15 protein-coding genes are annotated in these 22,709 nt (G+C 69.6%); 3 read left to right on the top strand and 12 right to left on the bottom strand.

The features are described 5' to 3' along the window. Positions 1-43 precede the first annotated feature (43 nt). The 3 genes from ACSQ1L_RS12865 to ACSQ1L_RS12855 all read left to right on the top strand — a co-directional run bounded on the left by ACSQ1L_RS12865 (position 44) and on the right by ACSQ1L_RS12855 (position 2,532). The gene (locus tag ACSQ1L_RS12865) at positions 44-457 is read left to right on the top strand and encodes a response regulator (protein WP_435995208.1); all 414 of its coding nucleotides are present in this window, start codon (positions 44-46) and stop codon (positions 455-457) included. 83 nt (positions 458-540) lie between these two features. Further along, positions 541-1,194 (top strand): sensor histidine kinase, encoded by a 654-nt coding sequence (locus ACSQ1L_RS12860; RefSeq protein ID WP_435995267.1) that lies wholly within the window; start codon positions 541-543, stop codon positions 1,192-1,194. A 69-nt stretch (positions 1,195-1,263) separates the two neighbouring features. Then, positions 1,264-2,532, top strand: a complete 1,269-nt coding sequence (locus tag ACSQ1L_RS12855) for a hypothetical protein (protein ID WP_435995206.1) — start codon at positions 1,264-1,266, stop codon at positions 2,530-2,532. 4 nt (positions 2,533-2,536) lie between these two features. On the opposite strand, the gene ACSQ1L_RS12850 is transcribed toward ACSQ1L_RS12855, so the two are convergent. The 12 genes from ACSQ1L_RS12850 to ptsP all read right to left on the bottom strand — a co-directional run bounded on the left by ACSQ1L_RS12850 (position 2,537) and on the right by ptsP (position 22,708). Next, a complete protein-coding gene (locus ACSQ1L_RS12850) occupies positions 2,537-2,959 on the bottom strand; it encodes a response regulator (RefSeq protein ID WP_435995204.1) in 423 nt (140 codons plus the stop codon). Positions 2,960-2,965: 6 nt separating this feature from the next. Next, positions 2,966-3,640 (bottom strand): response regulator, encoded by a 675-nt coding sequence (locus ACSQ1L_RS12845; RefSeq protein WP_435995202.1) that lies wholly within the window; start codon positions 3,638-3,640, stop codon positions 2,966-2,968. 8 nt (positions 3,641-3,648) lie between these two features. Then, positions 3,649-4,035: a response regulator gene (locus ACSQ1L_RS12840; RefSeq protein ID WP_435995200.1), complete on the bottom strand. Its 387-nt coding sequence runs from the start codon at positions 4,033-4,035 to the stop codon at positions 3,649-3,651. Next, positions 4,032-6,764, bottom strand: coding sequence for an ATP-binding protein (locus ACSQ1L_RS12835; RefSeq protein ID WP_435995198.1), 2,733 nt, complete (start codon positions 6,762-6,764; stop codon positions 4,032-4,034). Before ACSQ1L_RS12835 ends, ACSQ1L_RS12840 begins: the two co-directional genes overlap by 4 nt. Before the next feature lie 73 nt (positions 6,765-6,837). After that, entirely contained in the window at positions 6,838-8,052 is a 1,215-nt protein-coding gene (locus ACSQ1L_RS12830; RefSeq protein ID WP_435995196.1) for an MFS transporter, read from the bottom strand. After that, positions 8,049-9,095, bottom strand: a complete 1,047-nt coding sequence (locus tag ACSQ1L_RS12825; protein ID WP_435995194.1) for a LacI family DNA-binding transcriptional regulator — start codon at positions 9,093-9,095, stop codon at positions 8,049-8,051. Before ACSQ1L_RS12825 ends, ACSQ1L_RS12830 begins: the two co-directional genes overlap by 4 nt. Positions 9,096-9,167: 72 nt before the next feature. Then, positions 9,168-10,718 carry a tryptophan halogenase family protein gene (locus ACSQ1L_RS12820; protein WP_435995192.1) on the bottom strand — a complete coding sequence of 517 codons (1,551 nt, stop codon included), beginning with the start codon at positions 10,716-10,718 and terminating at the stop codon, positions 9,168-9,170. Further along, entirely contained in the window at positions 10,715-12,232 is a 1,518-nt protein-coding gene (locus tag ACSQ1L_RS12815; protein WP_435995190.1) for a tryptophan halogenase family protein, read from the bottom strand. The genes ACSQ1L_RS12820 and ACSQ1L_RS12815 overlap by 4 nt, the downstream gene beginning before the upstream one ends. Positions 12,233-12,311: 79 nt before the next feature. Continuing rightward, positions 12,312-15,455 carry a TonB-dependent receptor gene (locus ACSQ1L_RS12810; protein ID WP_435995188.1) on the bottom strand — a complete coding sequence of 1,048 codons (3,144 nt, stop codon included), beginning with the start codon at positions 15,453-15,455 and terminating at the stop codon, positions 12,312-12,314. A gap of 265 nt (positions 15,456-15,720) precedes the next feature. Further along, positions 15,721-18,210 carry a glycoside hydrolase family 3 protein gene (locus ACSQ1L_RS12805; RefSeq protein WP_435995186.1) on the bottom strand — a complete coding sequence of 830 codons (2,490 nt, stop codon included), beginning with the start codon at positions 18,208-18,210 and terminating at the stop codon, positions 15,721-15,723. A gap of 272 nt (positions 18,211-18,482) precedes the next feature. Beyond that, complete coding sequence (nagE, locus tag ACSQ1L_RS12800; protein WP_435995184.1) at positions 18,483-20,177, bottom strand: N-acetylglucosamine-specific PTS transporter subunit IIBC; 1,695 nt, start codon at positions 20,175-20,177, stop codon at positions 18,483-18,485. Continuing rightward, positions 20,174-22,708 (bottom strand): phosphoenolpyruvate--protein phosphotransferase, encoded by a 2,535-nt coding sequence (gene ptsP / locus ACSQ1L_RS12795; protein WP_435995182.1) that lies wholly within the window; start codon positions 22,706-22,708, stop codon positions 20,174-20,176. The genes nagE and ptsP overlap by 4 nt, the downstream gene beginning before the upstream one ends. Position 22,709: the final 1 nt, after the last annotated feature.

Here is a 22,709-nt window from a genome sequence, read left to right as displayed (position 1 = left end):
GGGCGCGACCGGCTAAGCGTTGGCCCAGACCCCGGGAGCGCCGATGCCGAACGAACCCACGCCGTACACGACTCTCTCCGGCCAGATCGTGCTGATCATCGAGGATGATCCGATCATGCTGAGAAATCTCGCACAGTGGTTTCAGCAGGCGGGCTGCAAGGTCATGGTCGCGCATGACGGCGTCGAGGGTCTGGCGCAGTTCGAAAAGCTGCGGCCAAACGCGGTCGTCACCGACATCATCATGCCGAACCGCGAAGGCGTCGAAACCCTGATGGCCATCAAGGCCCGCGATCCGGGCGTGAAGATACTCGCCATTTCCGGTGGCGGCCGGCTGGGATCCACGGACCTCCTGGCCATGGCGCGCAGCCTCGGCGCAGACGCGGTCATGGCCAAGCCGTTTCGTTCGACCGACGTGGTGGGTGCGGTCGCCCGGCTCCTGCTACCGGGCGAGGGGTAGCTCCCGAGATGACGACTCCTCCGCCGGGCGACACCCTTGCCGGGGCAAACAACAGCCTCGTCGAGGCCAAGCGTCTGGCCTTGATGGGCCAGATCGCAGCCGGCGCCAGTCATGAGCTCAACAACCTGCTCGGCAAGATCATCGGGCTGGCCGAGTTGACTATCGACGATGTCGCGGATCGTCCCGAGGCCTGCGCCGAGCTGGAGACGCTGATTTCGGTCGCGGAACAGGGCGCCCGCGTCGTCGGTCGCCTGGAAGCCTGCTCCGGTCGGAATATCGCCGAGCCACGCCGTTTCGATCTCGCCGCCCTGGTTGAGGCCGCCTGCGTCGCGGCCGAGGCACGACGCCCTGACCTTGCCATTGTCCGCGCAAACCCGGCCGGGCCGGTCTGGGTCCTGGCCGATGACAGCTTGCTGCGCGTGGCCCTGGACGCCGTGCTGGACAACGCGTCGCGGTGGGGCGCAAGTCGGGCCACGGTCAGCTGCCGGGCCTTGCCGGATATCGCCGGAGATCGGCAGGCGGAGGTGGTTGTGCAGGACGACGGAACCGGCATGGCGGCCGAGGTGCTGGCGCGGGCGTTCGAGCCCTTCTTCACGACCCGCTCGTCCCAGGGAGCCGCCGGCGTGGGCCTGAGCCTGGCGCAGGCGGCGCTGTCGGAATCCGGGGGGCGGATTGAGATAGACTCATCCCCGGGCGCGGGCACAATGGTTCGCCTGACCCTGTCGAAGTCTCTGTAGCTGTACAGAAACCTGGCCGATCCTATGCACGGCCGGTAGTCATTCGGCGTCCCGAGGTAAAAACAACCCATGCTCGCAGCCGTCTCCTCATCCATAACGGACATGCTGCGCCACACCGGCGCGGACGAGGCCGCGCAGCGGGGGCAGGTGCAGCTGGTCAGCGTCACCGCGATCCGCGAGGCCGTGGGCGACCGGTGGGCCCGGCATCAGCCGCTCGTCGAGGATTTTGTCACGCGGGCGTTCGCGCGGAACGCCAGCGAGGACGACCTGATCGTGCGGGTCAACGACACCGATTTTCTGCTGATCCAGCCGAGCCGCACCCCGATGGGCGCGCTCAGCCGGTCTTCGGTCCTGCTGCGCGAAACCCTGACCTTCTTTCTCGGCGCGGCCGAGGCCGAGAACATCAACATCTCCGTGGTCGACCGAATCGGCGACGACGGGCTGGAAGCGACCCGCGTCACCGGCGACCAGCTCGAGGCCGCCGCCGCGGAACGCACGGCCGATCTCGCCCAGAGCCGTGACGGATCCGCACCCTGGGAACGGTTCGGCGTGGCCCGGCCGCCCAGAAAGATGATCGCCGTCAAGCGGCCGGGTCAGGGCGACATCCAGACCATGTTCTACCTTGATCCGGTGTGGCACGTGGCCAGGGAGGCCGTGGTCTCCTTCGTCGTGCGCACGGTCGCGGTGCAACACCTGGCGGGCGGGGAAGTCGAACCCGTCGAGGTCGGGAGCCTGACCTCGGGAGCCGCGGCCGAGCTGACCATCCAGCGACTGATCTTCCTCGGCGAATTGCTGGGCGACGAGGACCGCCCCGGCCCGTCGATCGTCATCCACGCCCCTGTCTCGATGAACGCCCTGTCCTATTCCGGCACCCGCACCGCCGTGCTCGGCGAGCTCCGCCGCCTCGTCAAGGGCGACCGGCGTGATCGACTGATCATCGAGCTGAACCATGTCCCGGAAGGGGTGCCGGAAAGCCGACTGTCCGAGGTGATCGCGCAGGTGCGCTCCTACGCGCGCGGGGTGCTGGTGCGTGCGCCCTCGCTGGCCACGGACGTGAGCGTCTGGTCGCGGTGCGGCGCCGTGGGGGTGATCCACGAGACGCAATCCCAGGGTTCGCCCTCGCCGGAGAAGGCCACGCTCGCGGCGCTGCCGGGGGCGGTCGAGCGCGCTCGCCATGCCGGTCTGTCCGCGGGCCTTTACGGGGTGCAGTCGGGCAGCGTCGCCCTCGCAGCCTGGAGCGCCGGATTCAGCCATCTGTCTGGCGATCACATCACCGGACGCCTCGGCTCCGACCCCGTCGCCCAGCGGTTCACCGTCATGGACCTCTATCGGAAATAGGGCTTCACCCTTCGCCGTTCCGTTCCAGCAGACCGCGCGCGGCGGCCAGTATCTCCGCGGACCGGAACGGTTTGGGCAGGACGGCGTCAGCGCCCAGACGGCTCGCGAGCTCCAGGATTTGCTCGGCCCCGAGCCGGCCGCCGCCCGAGATGGCGATGATCCTCACCTCCGGCGCCCTCGCCTTCATCGCCAGGATCGTCTCGACCCCCTCGCGGTTGGGCATCAGGATGTCGGTGATCACGAGGTCCGGCGCCCGTTCGACGAAGCGGGTCAGGCCCTCTTCTCCATCGCGGGCGCCGACGACGCGGCACCCGGCCCGCTGGAAGGCGTGGCCCAGGGCGCGCAGCATGATGGCGTCATCCTCAATGATGAGAACGGTTCGGCCGTCCAGGATCGGTTTGACGTCGGGCGGGTTCACGGTCGTCATGGTCCCTCAGGTTGTAGCGTCGTCCGCCGGTTGATCCAGCACCTTGCGCACCATGGCCGCCAGGGCGTCACGCCGGTACGGCTTGGCCAGGAAATGACCACCGGGGACATCGCCTCCCGGCCCGGCCCGGCCCGAGGTGAACAGGACGCGCACCTCCGGCCGCCGCCGCTGAATCTCGCGCGCCAGCATTTCGCCGCTGACAGCCCCGGGCATCATCAAATCCGTGAACAGGAGCTGGACGGGGGGCAACGCCTCCAACCCCGCCAGCAGCTCATCTCCGTCGGCGGCGCAGATCACCTGATAGCCGAGGCCTCGCAGGGCGCGCTCGGCGTGGGCGCGGAGCAAATCGTCGTCCTCGACGATCAGGACGGTCTCGAGGGGCCTTCCCGGGCGCTCTGCCTCGGGATCGGTCCCCGCCTCCGCCCGTACCGCGGCGACAAGGCGTGCGAGCAGCGCTTCCAGCATCTTGCGGTCTGGGCGGCGACCGGCGGAGAAGACCTTGTCGATATCGCGCGCCGCCTCCCCGACTTCGGCGAACCCGAATAACGCGGCGGAGCCAGCCAGCTTGTGGACGGTTGTCTCGACCACCGCCGCACCCAGGTCGTCGGCGGCGAGATGCCGGCGGAGCAGGTCCAGGTCCCGCGACGCCCGCTCGCGGAACCGCCCGCGCAGCGGCTCCATGGATGGATTCACCCGCCCGCTCCCGCGAGGATGTCCCGCACGGAGGCGGCGAGGCTCATCGGATCGAACGGCTTGACGATCACCCCGATGGCGCCCAAGTCGGTATAGCGGCTCAACTCGGACGATTGCGCGCGGGCGGTCATGAAGATGACCGGGGTCGCCTCATGGCCCGGCAGCTGGCGCAGGCGGGCCAGGGTGCCTGGACCGTCGAGCACGGGCATCATGACATCGAGCAGGATGACGTCCGGCCGGCAGCCCGCCTCGAGCAGGCCCAGGGCTTCCGCGCCGGAAGCGGCCGAAGTCAGGGTCATGGCCCCATCGAGCTCCAGCGACATGGCCGCGACCTCACGGATGTCGGGTTCGTCATCGACATGGAGGAGATGCAGGTGGGTCATTGCGATGGCTCCCCGGTTTTCGCCGTGAGGTCCCGGACCATCCGGGTGAGGCCGGCGAGGGAGGTGCGGGACTTGACGAGGACGGCGTCGACCCGGTTGGCGAGGTCGGCATCCATTTCTTGAGCCGAATAGACAACCACGGGGACGGTTGATCCATAGGCGGCGTCCACGTCCGGCAACAGTTCCAGGCCGGACCCGTCGGGCAAACCCAGATCGAGGATTATGAGATCCGGTCGGCGCTCACGCAGCATCCGGCGCGCCACCGACAGATTGTCCGCCGTGATGAGATCCGCGATTTCCCCAAGCGCCGAGGCGGTGACCTCGAGGGTGTCCCGATCGTCGTCGACGTGCAGGACCAGCGGCCGGTTCGAGCGCCGCTGGAGAATGGCGTTGACCGCCGAGCGCAGCCGGGTCTGGTCGAACGGCTTGGCCAGCCAGTCCACGACCTCGAGCGACCCGCCCCTCTCCTGACCGTCGGCGACGTTGCCCGACACCACGACCACCGGCAGATGCCGGGTGCTGTCATCGTCGCGGAGGGCGCGGATCAGGGCGACGCCGTCCATGTCGGGCAGATGCAGATCGACCAGCACAGCGGCGTACCAACCTGTGCGGGCGGCCCTGAGCGTCTGGTCTCCGGTGCCGGCCACGTCGGCGGCGAAGCCGTCGTATTCGAGCATCTGCCTCAGCATCTCGCCCGCCAGGGCGTCGTCTTCGCAGATGAGAAGCCGCGGCCCGTCTTGCGGCACGGTCGGGTCGGCGCTGGAAAGCGGCAGTTCGAGATGGAAGGTCGCGCCTTCGCCGGGCGGGGACTCGAACCAGAGCCGCCCGCCATGGCGTTCAGTGATCTCGCGGGCGATCGCCAGACCCAGCCCGGTGCCGCCCTTGGCGCGGGTGCCGGATCCGTCCGCCTGGGCGAACTTCGAAAAGATGCGCGACCGGAACGCTTCCGGAATGCCGGGCCCCTGATCCCGCACGCTGAGGCGGGCCATGCGGGCCCTGGAGTCCACCGATACGGTCACCGTGCCGCCGGCCGGAGAGAATTTGCAGGCGTTGGATAGGAGGTTGGTCACCACCTGCATCAACCGGTCGGGGTCGGCGCGCACCGGGGCCGGCTCCGCGGGCGTGAGCGTGATCCCCACCCCCAGGTCGTCCGCCAGCCCCCGCATCGCCTCGACCGAGCGCCCGGCGATCTCGCCAAGGTCCACAATGGACAGATCCAGCGTCAGCTTGCCGGATTCGATCTTCTCGATATCGAGGATGTCGTTGATCAGGCGAACCAGGCGCTGGCTGTTGGCGTGGGCGATGCCCACCAGTCGGGCGGCCTTCTCCGGCAACGGCCCCGCCGCGCCGCCGGCCAGCAGGCCCAGCGATCCGGCGATCGAGGTCAGCGGCGTGCGCAGCTCATGGCTGACGGTCGAGACGAATTCCTCCTTCAGCTCCTCCACCCGGCGGCGCGCCGAGATGTCGCGCACGACGGCGACCACATGCGGACCCGTCGGAAGGTTCATGACCCCCAGCCCCACGTCGGCCGGGAACGACTCGCCGTTGCGGCGCCGGCCGGTCAGTTCGCGGACTACGCCGCCGGCGAGCGCCCGCCGCGAGGCGCCCAGGCGGGACATGAAGACGCCGTCCCCATCGTGCGCCAGATCGAGCAGCAGCGAGACGTCGCGGCGATCCAGTTCGTCGGCGGAATAGCCGAACAGGCTTTCGGCGGCCGCGTTGACGGTCTCGATGCTGCCGCTTGGGTTGAGGGTGATCATGGCGTCACCCGCGCTCTCGAAGGCATTGCGCGCCCGCTCCGCCGTGGCCGCCGCCTGCAGGGCCCGGTCGAGCTTGGACAGGACGGCGGCGATTGGCAGGGTGGTCAGCGGCAGGGTGGCCAGGCCGAGTTGCAGATGGAACAGCTTGGCTTGCAGGCCCGCGTCCCCCGCGGAGACGCTGCCGAGGCCCGCCAGGTGCAGTCCGATCGCGAGCAGGCCGGTCCAGAGGACGGCGGTCGCCGCGCCGACAGCGCCGAACCGCAGGGTGGCGAGTACGGCCAGAGGCGCGGTCAAGGCGATCAGGGCGGGCTCCAGCGGGACCAGAAGCCAGACCGCCACGGAAATGGCTACGAACAGCGAAATGGCGATCAGGGCGTCGATCTTCGAGCGCCACACCGCGAGGCGGTCCCGGGTCATGACGACCCCGAACGGCACGAGGATCATCATGCTCAGGGCATCGGTGACCCAGGAAATCCAGGCCGCCTCGATGAGCGAGGATTGGGTCGCGTAGGCGATGACCGGAGCCGCCGCCAGGGCCGCGGCCGCGGGCGCGGCCACGGCTGCGCAGGCCAGGAAGGCGAGCAACGGCCCGGGCCGGGTCACGTCGGTGCCGACCAGTTTGAACGCCGACAGCAGCAGGACGGCGACCAGGACCTCCAGCAGGTTCGGCGCGGCCACCAGCAGGGCGCCGACGAGGTTGCCGCCAGCGTAGAGCATCATGGCGACCATGGCGACGGCGAGCGCCGTCAGCACCACGATGCGCCAGACCCAGCCCCGGGGGCCCCGCAAAATGGCAACCAGCGCCAGGGCGTTGGTGGGCCAGATGGCCGTCGCGCCGCCGAAGCTGGTCCAGGAAATCGCGGCGTAGGACATCGCTGCGAAGGCCACGGTCAGCAGGGCGAAGGACAGGGTCAGGCCGCCGGCGCCCAGCGCCTCACCTCCCCGCGAACGGTTCGAGTTTGCAGTCACGGATAGCCCCCTCAGGCGGTCTGGACCGCTTATTTCTCCGCCACAGGTGCTAATCTCTTGATAAGCCGGTCGGCTAGCGCTCGCGCACGAGACTCATGAGCAGCGCCGCCAGCACGGCGAGGCCGGCGAGGAGCAATAGCAGGGGCCGGAATCCGCCCGCCTCCAGGGCGACGTAGGCGAGGCCCGGCCCGAGGATCGACGGCAGGGTGTTGGTCAGGTTGAGCACCCCCAGATCCCGGCCCCGGTGATCCGGCGACGGCAGGAGTTGCATGGCGTAGGTCGACTGCAACGCCAGGAAGATGGCGCTGCTGGCGGCGAACAGGCCGTAGCCCCACGCCGCCACGGCCCAGTCGGGAAAGAGCGCCATCAGCACGAGACCGCTCGCGGCGGCCATGGCGGTCCCCTGCAGGAAAGGCCTGCGGGCGTTCACGACATCGGAGAGCCGCCCCAGCAGGATCGAGAGCGGGACCGTCACGGCGGCGGCGAGGCCGCACAGCCACGCCACCCGGACCGCCATCCGGTCGGTCCCGAGCATCCGCCCCCCGACCTCGACGGTCTCGAAATAGTAGAGCAGGTAGGCGAACAGGATGGCGCCGGCGATCTGGACCAGCAGCCGCGCCCCCCAGATGGCCGCGAGGTCGCGCGCCTTCCTGGCCCGGACGGCGGTCGTGGGCGCCACGACCGGAGGCGCCGCCGCCCGGGCGCGGAAGATCACCAGAAAGGGTGCGACGAGGATCGCCACCAAGGCCACCGTCGCCGCTAGCCGTGCTTCCGGCGACGGCGCCAACATGACCACGACCCCGCTGAGAGCCCCCAGCGGATAGGTGGCGCCCATCAGCCCGCCCAGCAGCCCTTTCTGGGCATCCGGCGTCTCGTCGGCGGCCAGCGCCGCCAAGGGCGCCAGCATCAGGTTCAGCCCCGTCTGGAACAGCGCGACCGCCGCGAGAATCCCGGTCAGGGTGTCGACCACGCCGAACAGGCCGTATGAGGCCGCGGTGGCGGCCAGGCCCGCGACGATCCACGGCCTCCGCCCGCCCGGGCCGCCGGCGAACCGGTCGCTGAGCGCGCCGGCGACGATGTTGACGACGCTGGCCGTCACCGCGCCGACGAAGACCGCCAGCGACAGGGCGCCGACCTTGTCCTCCAACCCCAGGGCGGCGATGCGCAGGGGCAGGAGCAGCGTCAGCAGCGGCGTATAGGCCACCACGCCGCCACCCCAGGCCACGGCGTAGAGCAGCAACCAGACGGGCGGCCGCCGGGACTCGGCCGGACCGCCCGCGGCGGTCACCGGCGCGGCCCGGTCGACCCCCGCACGGCGAGGCCGAACGGCGTCACCGTCTGGGCGGGCAGGTCCGCCGCCTTGGACTTGGCGCGGATCAGCAGGTCGGCCGCCGCCGCCGTCATGGCGGCGATCGGCTGGACGACAGCGGTCAGCGGCGGATGGCTGAATCGCACGATCGGCGTGTCGTCGAAGCTGACGATCGAGAGGTCGTCGGGCACGGCCAGGCCCTTGGCCTTGGCGACGGCGAGCGTGGCCAGCGCCATCTGGTCGTTGCTGGCCACGATGCCGGTGGGCGGCTCGGCCAGCGCCAGCAGTTGTCGCGCGGCGGCCTCGCCCGATCCATAGGTGAAGTCGCCGCGCCCGATCAGCGTCTCGTCGACCTCGAACCCGCGCGAGGTCAGCGCCGTGCGATAGCCGGCGAGGCGGGCCCCGCTCAGGGCGTACTCGTCGCTGCCGGTGATGAAGCCGACCCGGCGATGACCGAGGTCGAGCAGGTGACGGGTCGCCGCCTCCGCCGCGCCGGCATCGTTCATCGAAATGGCGAAGCCGGGCCCCGGCGTCTCGGAGCCGATGCGGGCGAAGGGCAGATCCTGACGGACCAGAAGTTGGGTGATCAGCGGATTATCGGAGTGCGGCGGCGTCAGGATCACCCCGTCGGGGTGGAGGGCGGACAGCGCCGCCTGGACCTCCCGTTCGACCTGTGACGAATGGGTGTCGATCAGCTCGAAGATCATCCGGTAGCCGGACTCGGCGCATTTGAGCATGCCTCCCAGCAGCATCTGATCGACCCAGTCGGTCCCCTCCCCCGAGCGCCAGGCGTCGATGGTCCGATCCCGGTCGTTCAGCGCCATCAGCAGGTAGGATCGGGATCCGCCCATGCGTCTCGCGGCGATGCTCGGCACATAGCCCAGTTTGGCGACGGCGGCATGGACCCGCTCCTGCACCTGCGGCCGGACGTTCGGGGCGTTGTTGATGACGCGCGAGACGGTCTGCAGAGACACTCCCGCCTCGGCAGCCACGTGCTTGATGGTGACAGCGGCGCGGCGCAACGGATCAGTCCCCAACCCTTAAGGTTCCCGGCATTGTGTCAGGCTTGGCCGTACCGCCGCAACCCGCCGGCGTCATGCCGACAAGGCCGCCGGCTGCGGCGGCTCCGCGGCGCAGTGGGCGGCGAGGAACTCGGCGTGGGTCGGCAGTCGGGAGACCAGCCGCGCCAGTCCCTCCCGCGCGCCCTCCAGTTCGCCCGGAACCCGCGCGAAGGGGATGCGGTCGACAAGCGGATGCCAGCTGCGGGGGACCACGCCCATGCCGTCCAGGATCGACTGCCAATTAACGTCGCGGAACAACTCGTCGACGCCCTCGGCCAGCGAGCCATTGACCTTGAACAGGTCGATCTTGCGCTGGAGCGAGGCGGGCAGCTCCATGGTCCGGCACTGCCGCCAGAATTCCGTGTCGTCCCGGCGGGTGGTGCAATAGTGCAGGATGACGAAGTCGCGGATCTCCTCGTAGTCCGCGCTCATACGGCGATTGTACTCGTCGATCAGGTTCTGGTCGCAGTCGGCGTCGGGCAGGTAGCGGAAGAAGAAGTCCATGCCGCGGTAGACCAGGTGGATCGCCGTGGACTCGAGGGGCTCGATGAAGCCGCCGGCGAGGCCGAGCGACAGGACGTTGCGGCTCCACATCTGCTTGCGCACGCCGGTCCTGAACGGCACCACCATCGGCGGAGCGACGGGCTCGCCCTCGACCTGGGCCATCAGCACCGACGTCGCCTCGTCGTCGCTCAGGTGGCGGCTGGAGAAGACATGGCCGTTGCCGGTGCGGTGCTGCAGCGGAATGCGCCAGCGCCAGCCGTGATCCTGGGCGTGCACCAGGGTGTAGGGCGCCGGCGGGCCGACGTTCTCGGTCTGAACGGCTATGGCGCGGTCGCACAGCAGCCAGTGCGACCAGTCTTCGTGCTCGACTTTCAGGGTCTTGCCGATCAACAGGGCGCGGAAGCCGGAGCAGTCGATGAAGAAATCCGCCTCGACCGAGCGGCCGTCCTTCAGCTGCAGCCGCTCCACGAAGCCGTCCGGCCGGGTCACCACGTCCTCGACCAGGCCCTCGGTGCGCGTGACGCCGCGCGCCTCGGCGAAGCCGCGCAGATAACGGGCGACCCGGGTGGCGTCGACGTGCAGGGCGTAGCTGGCGGCGGCGATCGGCGTGTTCGGGGCCTTGAACGGCAGGGTAAACCGCCCCTCGCGCGCCATGACGCTGGCTGGTGCGAATTCCTGCAGACCGGCGGTGTAGCCGTGTCGCTTCGCCTTCAGCCATACCTGATAGAAGTCGCTCAACCCGACCGGCGCGCCGATGCCGCCGAACGGATGGAAATAGGTCTCGCCCTTCTCGCCCCAGTCGCGGAAATCGATGCCCAGCTTGAAGCTGGCGCCGGTCTCCCGGACGAACTCCTGCTCGTTGATCCCCAGCCTGGCGAGCAGTTGCAGGAAGGGCGGCACGGTGGATTCGCCGACGCCGATGGTGCCGATGGCGTCGGACTCCACCAGTTCGATATCGAACAGCTTGCCCTTGAAATGCTCGGCCATGACGGCCGCCGCGATCCAGCCGGCCGTGCCGCCGCCGACGATGCACACCTTGCGCAGCGGACGACGGCCGGTCAGGTCCATGGAAGTGTTCATGCGGCGACCGGGGGCTGGAGGGACGACAGGAATTCGGCATGGGCCGGCGCCCGGGCCACCGCGGCGGCGACCGCCTCCCGCATGGCGGCGAGACTGCGCGACAACTGATCCGGATCGACCGCGTCGACGGCGGGATCGTAGCCGTCCGGCCAGACACCGAAGCCGGCGTAGATCGCCAGCCAGCTGGCCGGATGGAACATCTCCCAGCGGTAGCGGACGAACTGCCCGCGCGTCTTCCACAGGTCGAGCTTGCGCTGCAGCGTGTCAGGAATGGGCGCCTCGCGGCAGTCGCGCCAGAACGGCTCTTCGCGGCCGTTCAGCTTGTAGTGCAGGACGACGAAGTCACGGACCCGGTCCAGCTCGCGCGCGGTCTGGTCGTTGAACTCGTCGAGCACCGGCTGGACGAAGCGGCGGTCGGGAAACAGGGCCTTCAGCCGGTCGATGGCGGTCTCGATCACCGCGATGGAGGTGCTCTCCAATGGCTCGACGAAACCCGCCGACAGCCCGATCGAAACGCAGTTTTTCACCCAGGCGCGACGGCGGCGGCCGGGCCGGAAGGGAATCCGCCGGGGCTCCGTCAGCGGACGCCCCATCAGGTTCGGCGTCAGCTCGGCGAGCGCCTGCTCGTCGGTGACGTGCCGGCTGGAGAAGACGATACCGTTGCCGGCGCGGTGGCGCAGCGGGATGCCCCATTGCCAGCCGGAGGGCCGGGCGGTCACGCGGGTGAAGGGCGGCGACGCCTCGCCCGGCGCGTTCTCGCTCTGCACCGCGAAGGCCGTGTCGCACAGCAGCCACTGACCCCAATCCTCATAGGGCTCGGCCAGCGCCTCGCCGATCAGCAGGCCCCGGAATCCGGAGCAGTCGACGAACAGGTCGCCCTCGATCCGGCGGTCGTCATCCAGCACGACCCCCTGGATGAAGCCGTCATCCGGCCGCAGGTCCACCCCCAGGATGCGGGCGTCGATCCGCTCGCATCCGCCGGCCTCGGCATAGGCGCGCAGATGCTGGGCGAAGGCGGTGGCGTCCAGTTGCAGGGCCCAGTCGAACACCGACAGGCTGGACGGCGGACGCGGCGACGGGGTGACGAACCGGCCCGCCTCCGCCAGCGACGCCCCAAGGGAATAGGCGCTGAGCGGCGTGGTCTGCCCCCCCTCCCGGTCGGCCAGCCAGAAATGGTGGAAGCCGATCCCCTTCAGGTCCTGTCCGTAGAGGCCGAATGGATGGATGAAGTCGGAGCCGGGCCCGGACCAGTCGTTGAAGCGGATGCCCAGCTTGCAGGTCGCCCCGGTCGCCCGCATCACCTCGGCGTCGCTCAGGCCCAGCTGGGCGTAGAAGCGACGGATCGTCGGAATGGTCGCCTCGCCGACGCCGATGGTCCCGATCGCGGAGGACTCGACCACCGTGATCTTCAGATCCGTTCCGCGGAAATGCTGCACCAGGGCCGCGGCCGTCATCCAGCCGGCTGTGCCGCCGCCGACGATGACGACGCTGCGGATGCGGGGATCAGGGTCCATCTCGGAAGCTTGCACTCAAAACGCCGCCTGAAAAGGCGGCCGGCGATGTCTCCATCGCCGGCCAGGTCTTCAGGGAAGGCTAGAACCGGGCCCGGATGCCCACGGAGTACCGCGGTTCGAACTGGTTGCGCGAGTGGAACTGCTGGGCCCCCTCCTCGAACTCGAGATAGTATTCCTCGATCTCGCCCAGGATGTTCGATCCGTTCAGATAGACGCTGACGATGTCGTTCACGTCATAGGTGACGTTCACATCAACGTACTGGGCGGTGTCCTGGTAGATCGGTATCTGCCCGAACGTGCCCGACAGCCGCGGGGTGCGGTAGTTGTAGGCGACACGGGCCTGCAGCCGGTCGTCCTGGTACCAGACGGCGGCGTTCAGCTGATATTCCGAGTTGTCCGGGAACGGCAGGTCCTCGCCCGACAGATTGGTCGCGTTCTGCGAGCTGTCGGAGAAGGTGAAGCTGCCGTCGAAGCCGAAGTTGGACCACAGGCTCTGATCGGCCAGGAAGTCGCTCAGCGCGACCTTGGCCCCCAGTTCGAGGCCCTGCAGCTCTCCGCCCTCGCCCTGCACCGGGCGGTTGACCGGAACGATCCGGCGGATGACGCCGTCCTGGTCCGGGAACTCGCCATCGAGGACGGTGGCGCGGGTGACGAAGCTCTCGATGTTCAGCTTGAACAGGGCGGCGTTGAACAGCGTCCCGCGACCCAGGTAATACTCGAGGCTCAGGTCGTAGTTGTCCGAACGCCACGGATTGAGATCGGGGTTGCCGTTGGCGCTGGCGCCCGTGACCCGGCGCACGCCGACCGGCGGGGCGGTCGGATCCTGCGGCGTCGGTCCGAGCGAGTCGGCCGTCTGGATGGTGACGCCGCCGCCATAGTTGCCCAGATCCAACGGGATCATGGTCTTGTTGAACGCGGCCCGCAGCCTCAGCCGGTCGCTGAAGTCCCAGGCCAGATTCACCGACGGCAGGTAATCGAAATAGCTCCGGCTCGAGAAGGTGTCGCCGGCGTCGAGATTGGTGTCGCCGTAGTTGCGGGTTTCCCCGGTCAGGTTCTGCCGTACGTCCATCTCGGTGCGGATCACCTTCAGGCCGACGTCGCCGTGCAGCCGGCCGACCTCGATGCCGGAGGTCAGGTAGAAGCTCTCCTCCAGGAGGGTGACGTCAAAGCTGTTGCCTGGAATGATGACCGGGTAGGCGCTGCCGAAGACCCGCTGCTGGAACGCGGTGACGTCGTCGAAATCCCTCGGATCGACGACCCAGACGCCGGGCAACCCTTGGGTGATCGAGCCATAGTTGTCGAGGAAGTAGACGTTGTTGTGCTCGTCGAGCCCCGTCGGCCGGTTGACCGTATAGCCTTGGAAGCACGTCGGGGTGTTCGGCGCGCCGCCGTCGCCGCAGTTCCCCGGCGCGGCGCCGATGGGCGCCAGCGGATCGTAGGCCGGGTTGGAGACGAACTCGCCCGCCTGGCACTGGTTCTGGTTCATGACCACGTCGATGGCCTTCCACTGCGCCGAACAGCCGTTCGGGTCAGTGGCGCCATTGCCGGCGTAGAAGTCCGAGAAGAGGTGGAAATTCTCGATCTCGACCTCTCGTCTGGAGACCCGTCCGCCCACGTCGACGCGGGTGATGAAGCCGAGCGCCGGCGCATCGAATTCATAGGTGCTGTCGATCCGGGCCACGTCCAGCGTCGACTCATTGCGTTGGTTGCCCTCCGACGAGAAGGCGGCGACCGCGTAGCTGCCGAGGTTCGCCATGTAGTCGGTCAGCGTATGTCCCGCGCCGAGGCCGCCCGAGATCATCTGGTCGAACTGGCTCCAGACAGTGTTCGAGCCGCTGATGTTCAGATGGACCAGCGGGTCCTCGCCGATGCCGAGCGGATTGGGATTGATGTAGCGTCCGCCATTGGAGCCGACGACGCCGTTGGAATACTGCGAAGCGGGGTAAAGGGCCGCGATCGATGCCGGATAGAAGGGCCCGCGCGTGCGGTCGTTGGGATCGCGGAACAGCGTGAACTGGCGGTCCGGCGAATACTCCCAGTTCGAAAGGTCGCCCTGCACCTGGCCGTTCATGCTCAGAAGGGAGGCGTCGGAGTGGATGATCCGGCCCGACAGTCGGAAAGGACCGCCGTTGTCGTAGTCCATCTCCAGATTGAGGTTGGTCGACTCCGTCTCCGTGACCCGGTTCACGGTGAACGAGTTCATCCACCAGACATCGAGGTCGTACTCATCGACATCGAGCCACGGCTGGCCGTTCCCGCCGGTGACGCCGGTGGTTTCGAAGTCGGTCGGAATGGTCCAGCCCAGCGCGCTCCAACGGTTGGAGATGTTTAGGCCGGCGGCCCGGTTGTATTCCTTCTGGTTGGTGTAGAAGGCCTCGCCTGTCACGGTGAGGCCGTTGCCGGCGTCCCACTGCAGAGCCCCGTTGAGGCTGTAGCGGTCGCGCTCGACCACGCGCCGGAAGCTGTCGTAGCCGTGCGGCGCGATCCAGTTGTCGCCGCCCCCGCCCCAGTCGTTGTTGCCGAACACGCCGCCGCTGACGCCGGAGTAGTTATTGCCGAGGTTGGACTGGCTGGCGACGCCGGAAAGCATCAGGCCCAGGCCGTCGGTGCGCCAGTTGATCAGACCGTTGAACAGGTAGTCGTCTTCTCCGGTGTCCTCGCCGGTGGCGTATTCCTGGTTCAGGGCGATGGTCGTGCCGTAGTCGAAGTCGAAGGGCCGCTGCGTGCGCAGGTCGATGGTGCCCGAGATGCCGGACAGGGCGTTGCGCGGGTCCATCGACTTGAAGACGACGATCGAGTTCATCAACTGGGCCGGCACGTCGTTGAGGTTCGGCTGGGCGCTGCCGAGGTTGCCGGCGCTGAGATATTGTTCGCCGTTGAGCAGGGTCACCACCTGCGGCAGGCCGCGGATGTTCACGGTGGAGCCTTCACCGGCGCTGCGCTGAACCTGGACGCCGGCGATGCGCTGCAGGGCGTCAGCCACCGTGATGTCCGGCAGCTTGCCGATATCCTCGGCGGAGATGGCGTCGACGATGGCGGTCGACTCCCGCTTGATGTCGATCGACTGTTCCTGCGACCGGCGAATGCCGGTGACGATGACTTCCTCGACCTCGGTCGCCGGCTCGGCGGCCGGCGGGGCCCCCGGATCCTGCGCCAGAACCGGCGTCGACAGTGCGCTGCTGGCCATCAGGATGGCCCACCAGGTGGTGCGTTGAACCTTCATGAATTCCCCCTCTTCGTCGCAATTCAGCGTTGTCAGCGACGATCATCGAGGTTTGGAAAAAGGAGACGGCGGACTTGAACGCAGCCGCTCTCACAGCGCCGCATACTGGCGGCGCTGGCGCCACGCCCGGTGGCGCACTCCTGGGTTTCCTACCTCGAAGGTCTCCGCCTTCTGAGTGTGAAGCTAAGCACAAGTTGAGAGCGTTCACAACGCCCTACATTCCTCCCGCGAATGCTCTGAAGCCCGGCCTCCGCGGCAGCCGTTGCTACGCCGCCGGACAGGCGGCGGGACCGACGTCCGGGTTCAGCTGAATCTCCGAGACGGAGACTGTCGCCGCCCCCGTGCTGGCCAGGACGAAAGGCGTTTCGATCGCCTCGGCGCGGGGCTCGGCGAAGCAGGACAGCCGCACCTTGTAGACCTGCCATTCGCCCGCAGGCGCTGCCGTGAGCTCGTCGGTCAGATCCACGGCGGCGGCGCCGAACCCGAGCGACAGGTCACCGGCGGGCGCCGCATCGATCCGGTAGCGGAAGCTCAGGGCCAGATCGCCGTTGACCTCGCGACGAAGGTCGACAGGCGGTCCCCAAATGAGGGCCTTGGCGGGGCCGGTGAAGGTCAGGCGTCGGCCGCTCTCCTGGGCGAGGTCGTCGACCGGCCTCACGGAAACCGCGCCGCGCGGGCTGTCTCCGGACGTCTCGTCGCCCAGCCGCGTCTGGCCGCCGGCGTCCTCGAGGATCAGGGACCAGGGCGGATTGATGCGTCCGTTGACCAGATACTGGTCCGCGCCGCCCGCGGCCGAGACGACGCCCGAGTCCTCGGACAGGGTCGGCACATCCGCGGGCCGGGCGTAGCTCAACCCGTAGCCGTAGGCGAACTGCGGGTCATAGCCCGGCTCACCCCGGTTCAGGGGCTTGCCGGTGGCGTCCCGTGGCCAGCTGAACGACAGCGCGCCGGAGAAATCCTGACGGGGCGCGCCCGCCGCATCGCCGATCAGGACGTCGGCGATTCCGCCGCCCTCCGTCCCCGGCAACCACGCTGCCACGAAGGCGTCCGAGGCGTTGATCTCCGGATTGACCCACATCGGGCGTCCCGACAGGAAGACCGACACCGTCGGCACCCCCGCCGCCTTCAGCCGGCGCAGGATCGCCAGCGGCTCCTCCGGGGCGAAGTCCAGGGTGCGCAGGTCGCCGAGGAACTCCGCGTACGGAGTCTCCCCGAACACCACGATGGCCACGTCCGGTCGTTCGGCGAAGGTCCCGTCGGCGCTCAGGGTCGCCGCCCCGCCCGCCGCCGTGACCGCCTCGTCGATCCCGGCCCAGATCGACTGGCCGCCCGGGAAGTGGTCGTTGGTGTTGCCGGTCCCCTGCCAGCTCAGGGTCCAGCCGCCCGCCGCCTGGCCGATGTCGTCGGCCGCCGTCCCGGCCACCAGAACCTTGCCGCCGCCCGCGATCGGCAGGACGCCGCCTTCATTCTTCAGCAGCACCAGCGATTCACGCACCGCCTGCCTGGCCAGCGCCCGGTGGGCGGGCGAGCCGAGATGTTGAAGCTGCCCCTCGACCGGACGGTCTTCGCGGAACACGCCGGCCTTGACCTTGGCCCGCAGGATGCGGCGGACGGCTTCGTCCAGCCGGGCCATCGGGATCTCGCCCGAGCGGACCTGGGCCAGGGTGTTCTCGTAGAGCGGCCGCCAGCTGTCCGGGGCCATGAACATGTCGATGCCGGCGTTGAAGGCGGCGGCGCAGCTCTCATTGGAGCAGCCCGGCAGCTGACCATGGGCGTTCCAGTCTGACACCACGAAGCCGTCGAAGCCGAGCGGTCCGCGCAGCACGTCGGTCAGCAGCGTCGCGTTGCCGGAGTGCTTGACGCCGTTCCAGCCGGAGAAGCTGGCCATGACCGACAACACGCCCGCATCGATGGCCTGCACGTAGCCGCCCAGATGAATGTCGATCAGCTCCTGCTCCGTGCCGGTGAAATCGCCCTGGTCACGGCCGCCGTCGGTGCCGCCGTCGGCGAGGAAATGCTTGGCGGAGCCGGCGATCCGGCCGGGCTCCAGCGGCCCGTCCGGGCTCAAGGTCCCCTGCAGCCCCAGCGTCAGGGGACCGGCGTAGGCGCGCTGCACCTCCGGGTCCTCCGAATAGCCCTCGTAGGCGCGCCCCCAACGGTCGTCGCGCGGCACGGCCAAGGTCGGACCGAAGGTCCAGTCCGCCCCGGTGACGGCCACCTCAAGCGCGGTCGCCTCGCCGATCCGGCCGATCAGCTCGGGATTGCGGGTCGCGCCGAGGCCGATGTTGTGCGGGAAGATGGTGGCGCCGACGACGTTGTTGTGCCCATGCACGGCGTCGATGCCGAAGATCAGGGGCACGCGCGCGCCCGGTCGTTGCGCCGCGGCAGCCCGGAACGCCCTCGCCAGATCGACCCAGCCCTGCGGATCGCCCCGCTCCTCACCGCCCGGGCCGGAGTTGCCGCCGGCCAGGATGGAGCCCAGCGGATATTGAAGCAGGTCCTCCGGGCTGATGGAGCCGATGTCGGCCTGGATGGTCTGGCCGACCTTCTCCTCCACCGTCATCCGGCTCATCAGCCCGGTGACGAAAGCCTCCGTGGCAGGATCCGTCATGGCCGCGGGAGAGGCGGCCGTCGGCCACAGCGCCGCCGTCGCGCGGGCGTCTTCCGGCGCGGCCGGAGACTGGGCCACGGCCGGCGCGGCGACGGCGAGCCCCACCGACAGGACCAGGGCAAGGGTCGAGACTGAACCGCGCATTTCGTTCTCCAAATCCCGCGGAGAGCCCCCGAAGGGGCTGGCGACGGCCGGCGTGGATTGGAGACTCCACCGCGGTTTCCCCCGGCGAAATACGCCCCTACCCGTCTTCCTGCCCTCGAGGTCTCCGCCTCATGAGACAAGGAGAGCATAGATTGTGAGCGTTCACAATCCGCCACGAGTTGCGGAGTTTTCCAGCATGATGGCGGGCCGAATGTCTGGCTTTCGGGCGGGATCACGCGCCGCTTCCATGTCGGACAGCGGGCGTCCCGGCGTCACCCGGCGGTGAGATCCGACGCCAGCGCCTCGGCGCCTGCGCCGACGACCAGCTGGAGTGTATCCGCTCCGGTCATGACCGCGCCCTTCGGAGCGGCCAACTGCAGGGCGTGCAGATCAACGGCCTCCTCCCGGACGACGCGAATGCACAGGCGGCTCGCCCGAACGGCTATCTCCCGGATATTCGCTCCGGAGCCGAGTGCGCGGCGAATGGCGTCCACGTTCGCGTCCGGAGCGACGGCCCCACGGCTCCCGCTCAGACAGGCGCGGATTTCATCGGCGACAGCGTCGGCGATGGGGCCCAGCACGACCTGCAGGTCGGTCGGCGTCGGCGAGATCATGCCGCGGGCGCCCAGCCGCTTCAGGGCGGGTTCGTCGACGGCGTCGCGGGAGCCGACGATCAGCCGCAGACGGGTCGTGCAGGCGCTGACCGACTTCAGGTTGGCCGGACCGCCGAGAGCCCGAACGAACTGTTCGGCGCGTCCTCCGCCGGCGACGGCGGCCGGCGCGGGGGCGAGTTCCTCCTCGTCCTCCCGGCCCGGGGTCTTCAGGTTGAAGCGGGCGATGAAGAAGCGAAACAGCCCATAGTAGACGGCGGCGTAGGCCAGCCCCACCGGGATCAGCAGCCACGGCCGCGTCGCCTGGCCGTAGTTGATCACATAGTCGAACAGGCCGGCCGAGAAGGTGAAGCCGAGCCGCGACTCCAGCAGGCTCATCACCACCATGGCCACGCCGGTGAGCACCGCGTGCAGGGCGTAGAGCACCGGGGCCAGGAACATGAAGGTGAACTCGATCGGCTCTGTGACGCCGGTCAGGAAGGCAGTCAGGGCCAGCGAGGCCAGCATGCCGCCGACCGCCTTGCGCCGGTCCGGCCGGGCCGCGTGGTACATGGCCAGGCAGGCCGCCGGCAGGCCGAACATCATCACCGGGAAGAAGCCGCTCATGAACGCGCCGGCGGTCGGGTCGCCGGCGAAGAAGCGGTTCAGGTCGCCGGTGGCGCCGCCGTAATCGCCGACGATGAACCAGGCCACGTTGTTGAGGATGTGGTGCAGGCCGGTGACGATCAGCAGCCGGTTGAGCACGCCGTAGACGAACAGGCCGATCTCGCCCGAGCCGACGATGGCGCGGCTGAACACGTCGATGCCGTGGTTCAGGCCGGTGAAGCTGAGCCCGACCGCCAGCGCCAGCGCCAGGCCCGCGAACCCGGCGACGATCGGCACGAAGCGGCGGCCGCTGAAGAAGGCGAGATACTCCGGCAATTTGAGCGTCGAGAACCGGTTGTAGAAATCGCCGGCGATCAGGCCGGACAGGATGCCGATCGGCACCCCCAGCCGGGCCAGCGCCCCGTCGCGGAAGGCTTTCCCAGCCATGGCGATGGAGGCCTCCGGCACGCCGGCCAGCACCTCCGGCGGCACCGCGATCAGGGCCTTGGCGCCTTCGGTGGCGATCAGGAAGCAGACCACGCCGGCCAGGCCGGCGGCGCCGTTGTTGTCTTTGGCGAAGCCGACCGCGACGCCGATGGCGAACAACAGGCCGAGGTTGGCGAACACCGCCTGCCCCGCCGAGGCGACGAAGGCGATGTCGAGCAGATCGGGCTGGCCGAGACGCAGCAGCAGCCCCGCCACCGGCAGCACCGCGATCGGCAGCATCAGGGCCCGGCCGAGCGGCTGCAGGCTGGAGAGTCCGAGCTTCATGACTGGGCTCCGGCGGCTTTGCGGGGAGGAGAGACGCGGACGGCGTCGGCGGCCATGGCCCGCACGGCCTCGGGGCCGTCCATGCCGAGCGCCTCGCGCGCCAGCACCCGGCACTCGGCCAGGGTGAAGCGGCGCACCACCGCCTTGATCTCGGCGATCATCGCGGGCGTGGCCGAGAGCTCGGTGACGCCGAGGCCGACGAGGATGGGCGCGGCCTCGACCTCCGACGCCAGACTCCCGCAAACGCCAATCCACCGCGCGCCCGCCGCCCCGGCGACGGCCTGCTGGATCAGCCGCAGGACGGCCGGATGCAGGGCGTCCAGCTGGGGCGCGAGGTGCGGGTTCTGCCGGTCCATGGCCAGGGCGTACTGGGTCAGGTCGTTGGTGCCGACGGAGATGAAGTCCACCGCCCCGGCCAGACGGTCGGTGGTCATGGCGGCGGCGGGGGTTTCGATCATCACCCCCAGCAGCGGAGGCTCGGCGCCGGTTTCGGCCGCGGCGCGGTCGAGCAGCGCCCGCACCTGCCGGACCTCGGCCACGGAGGCGACCATCGGCAGCATGACGGCCCGGACACCGGCCGAGCGGACCCGGCAGGCGGCGCGCAACTGGGTCAGCAGCAGGTCGGGACGGTACAGGCCTGAGCGGATGCCCCGCAGGCCCAGCGCCGGATTGTCCTCGTGCGGCATCGGCAGATAGGGCAGCGGCTTGTCGCCGCCGGCGTCGAGCGTGCGGATGACGAGGGGCCGGCCATCCAGAGCATCGGCGATGGCCTGGTACTCGGCCAGTTGCTCGTCCTCGCCCGGCGCGGTCTCGCGGTCGAGGAACAGGAATTCGGTGCGCAGCAACCCGCATCCTTCCGCGCCGCTGGCCACGGCGGGAGCGGCCTCCGAAGCGGCGCCGAGGTTGGCGAACACCTCGATGCGGACGCCGTCGGCGGTGCGGCAGTCGTCGCCGGCGGCGGCGCGGGCCTCGGCGCGGCGCCGGTCACGGGCGGCCATGGCGCTCTGGGCCCGCGCCTGGGTGGCGGCGGACGGCGCCGCGATCAGCCGGCGTCCGTCGGCGTCCATCACCACCAGCGCGCCATCCGCGACCTCGGACAGGGCGGGTCCGATCGCCACCAGCGCCGGCACGCCCATGGCGGCGGCGAGAATGGCGACATGGGAGGTCGGCCCGCCACGGCTGGTGCAGATGCCGGCCAGCTGGCCGGCGTCCAACGCCATCAGCTGCGACGGCAGCAGGTCGTCGGCCAGAACGATCGATCCGGGGCCCAGCGCCAACGGCTGCAGTTCGCCGCCGGTCAATTCCAGCAGGATCTGGCGTTCGAGGTCGAGCAGGTCGTCGGCCCGTTCGGCCATGCGGGCGTCGCCGATCGAACGGAGCAGGTCGGCGGCGGCGCGGGTGGCCTCGCGCCAACCCCAGGCGGCGCTGCGCCCCTCCTCGATCGCCAGCCGGGCAGTGGCCAGCATTTCCGGATCGTCGAGGAAGGCCAGATGCGCCGCCAGAATGCTGCGCCGCTGTCCGTCGCCCGTCGCCGAGGCGACCTTGAGCCGCTCCCGCACGGCGGCGAGGGCCAGGTCCAGCGTCTCAGCCTCGAAGGCGGCGCCCCGTCCGGACGGCGAGACGACGATGTCCGGCAGGACGAACCGCACGGCCTGACCGACAGCCAGACCCGGGGCGGCGGCTACGCCGGTGAAGATCCGCTCGCCGTCGTCACCCTCGAGCGGTCGGGACGGCGGCGCGGACGCGGGCGCCTGCGGCTCCGGCGCGTGCGCAGGTTCGCCCAGCCCGCCGGCGATCAGTTCAGCCAGGGCGTCCACGGCCGCCCGGGCATCCGACCCGGACGCGGTCAGCGTCAGCGTATCCCCGTCGCCGAAGCCGAGCGCCATCAGTTGGACGGCGCTGGTCGCCGACGCCCGCCGATCACGCAGGCTGACCATGACGCGGGCATCGAAGCCGCGGGCCCGCGCAGCGATGCGGCCGGCCGGCCGGGCGTGCAGGCCATGCGGCAGCGACGGCCGAACCTCGCGGGAGACGTCATCCACCGCGGCGGCGGTGGCCGCCCGCCCCGCGCTGTGCTCGAGCGACAGCGTCATCAGCGGCTCGCCGACCCCCACCCGCCGGTTGACGGCCAGGTCTCGCAGCGTGAAGCCGTCGCCGGTCACCACGACGGGCGTGATCAGGCTCACCGCATTCCGGGCGATCCGTTCAAGGTCCAGCGTCAGCAGCAGGTCGCCCGCCGCGACGCGGTCACCCTCGGCTACGTGAGCTGTGAAGCCCTCCCCCTCCAGCTTCACCGTCTCAAGGCCGACGTGGATCAGGACTTCCACCCCGCTGTCCGACCGGACGCTGACGGCGTGCCGGGCCCGCGCCAAGGCGCCGATCACGCCGGCGAACGGCGCGTGGATGGTGGAGCCCAGCGGATCGACGGCGACGCCGTCGCCGAGCATGCGCCCGGAAAACACCTCGTCCGGGACCTCGTCAAGCGAGGTCGCCCAGCCGTCGACCGGCGAATGGATCACGAGCCGGCCCATG

The sequence above is a fragment of the Brevundimonas sp. LjRoot202 genome, assembly GCF_964253355.1.
In the GTDB taxonomy this organism is placed as follows: domain Bacteria; phylum Pseudomonadota; class Alphaproteobacteria; order Caulobacterales; family Caulobacteraceae; genus Brevundimonas.
This window is presented reverse-complemented; position numbering and strand designations above follow the sequence as displayed.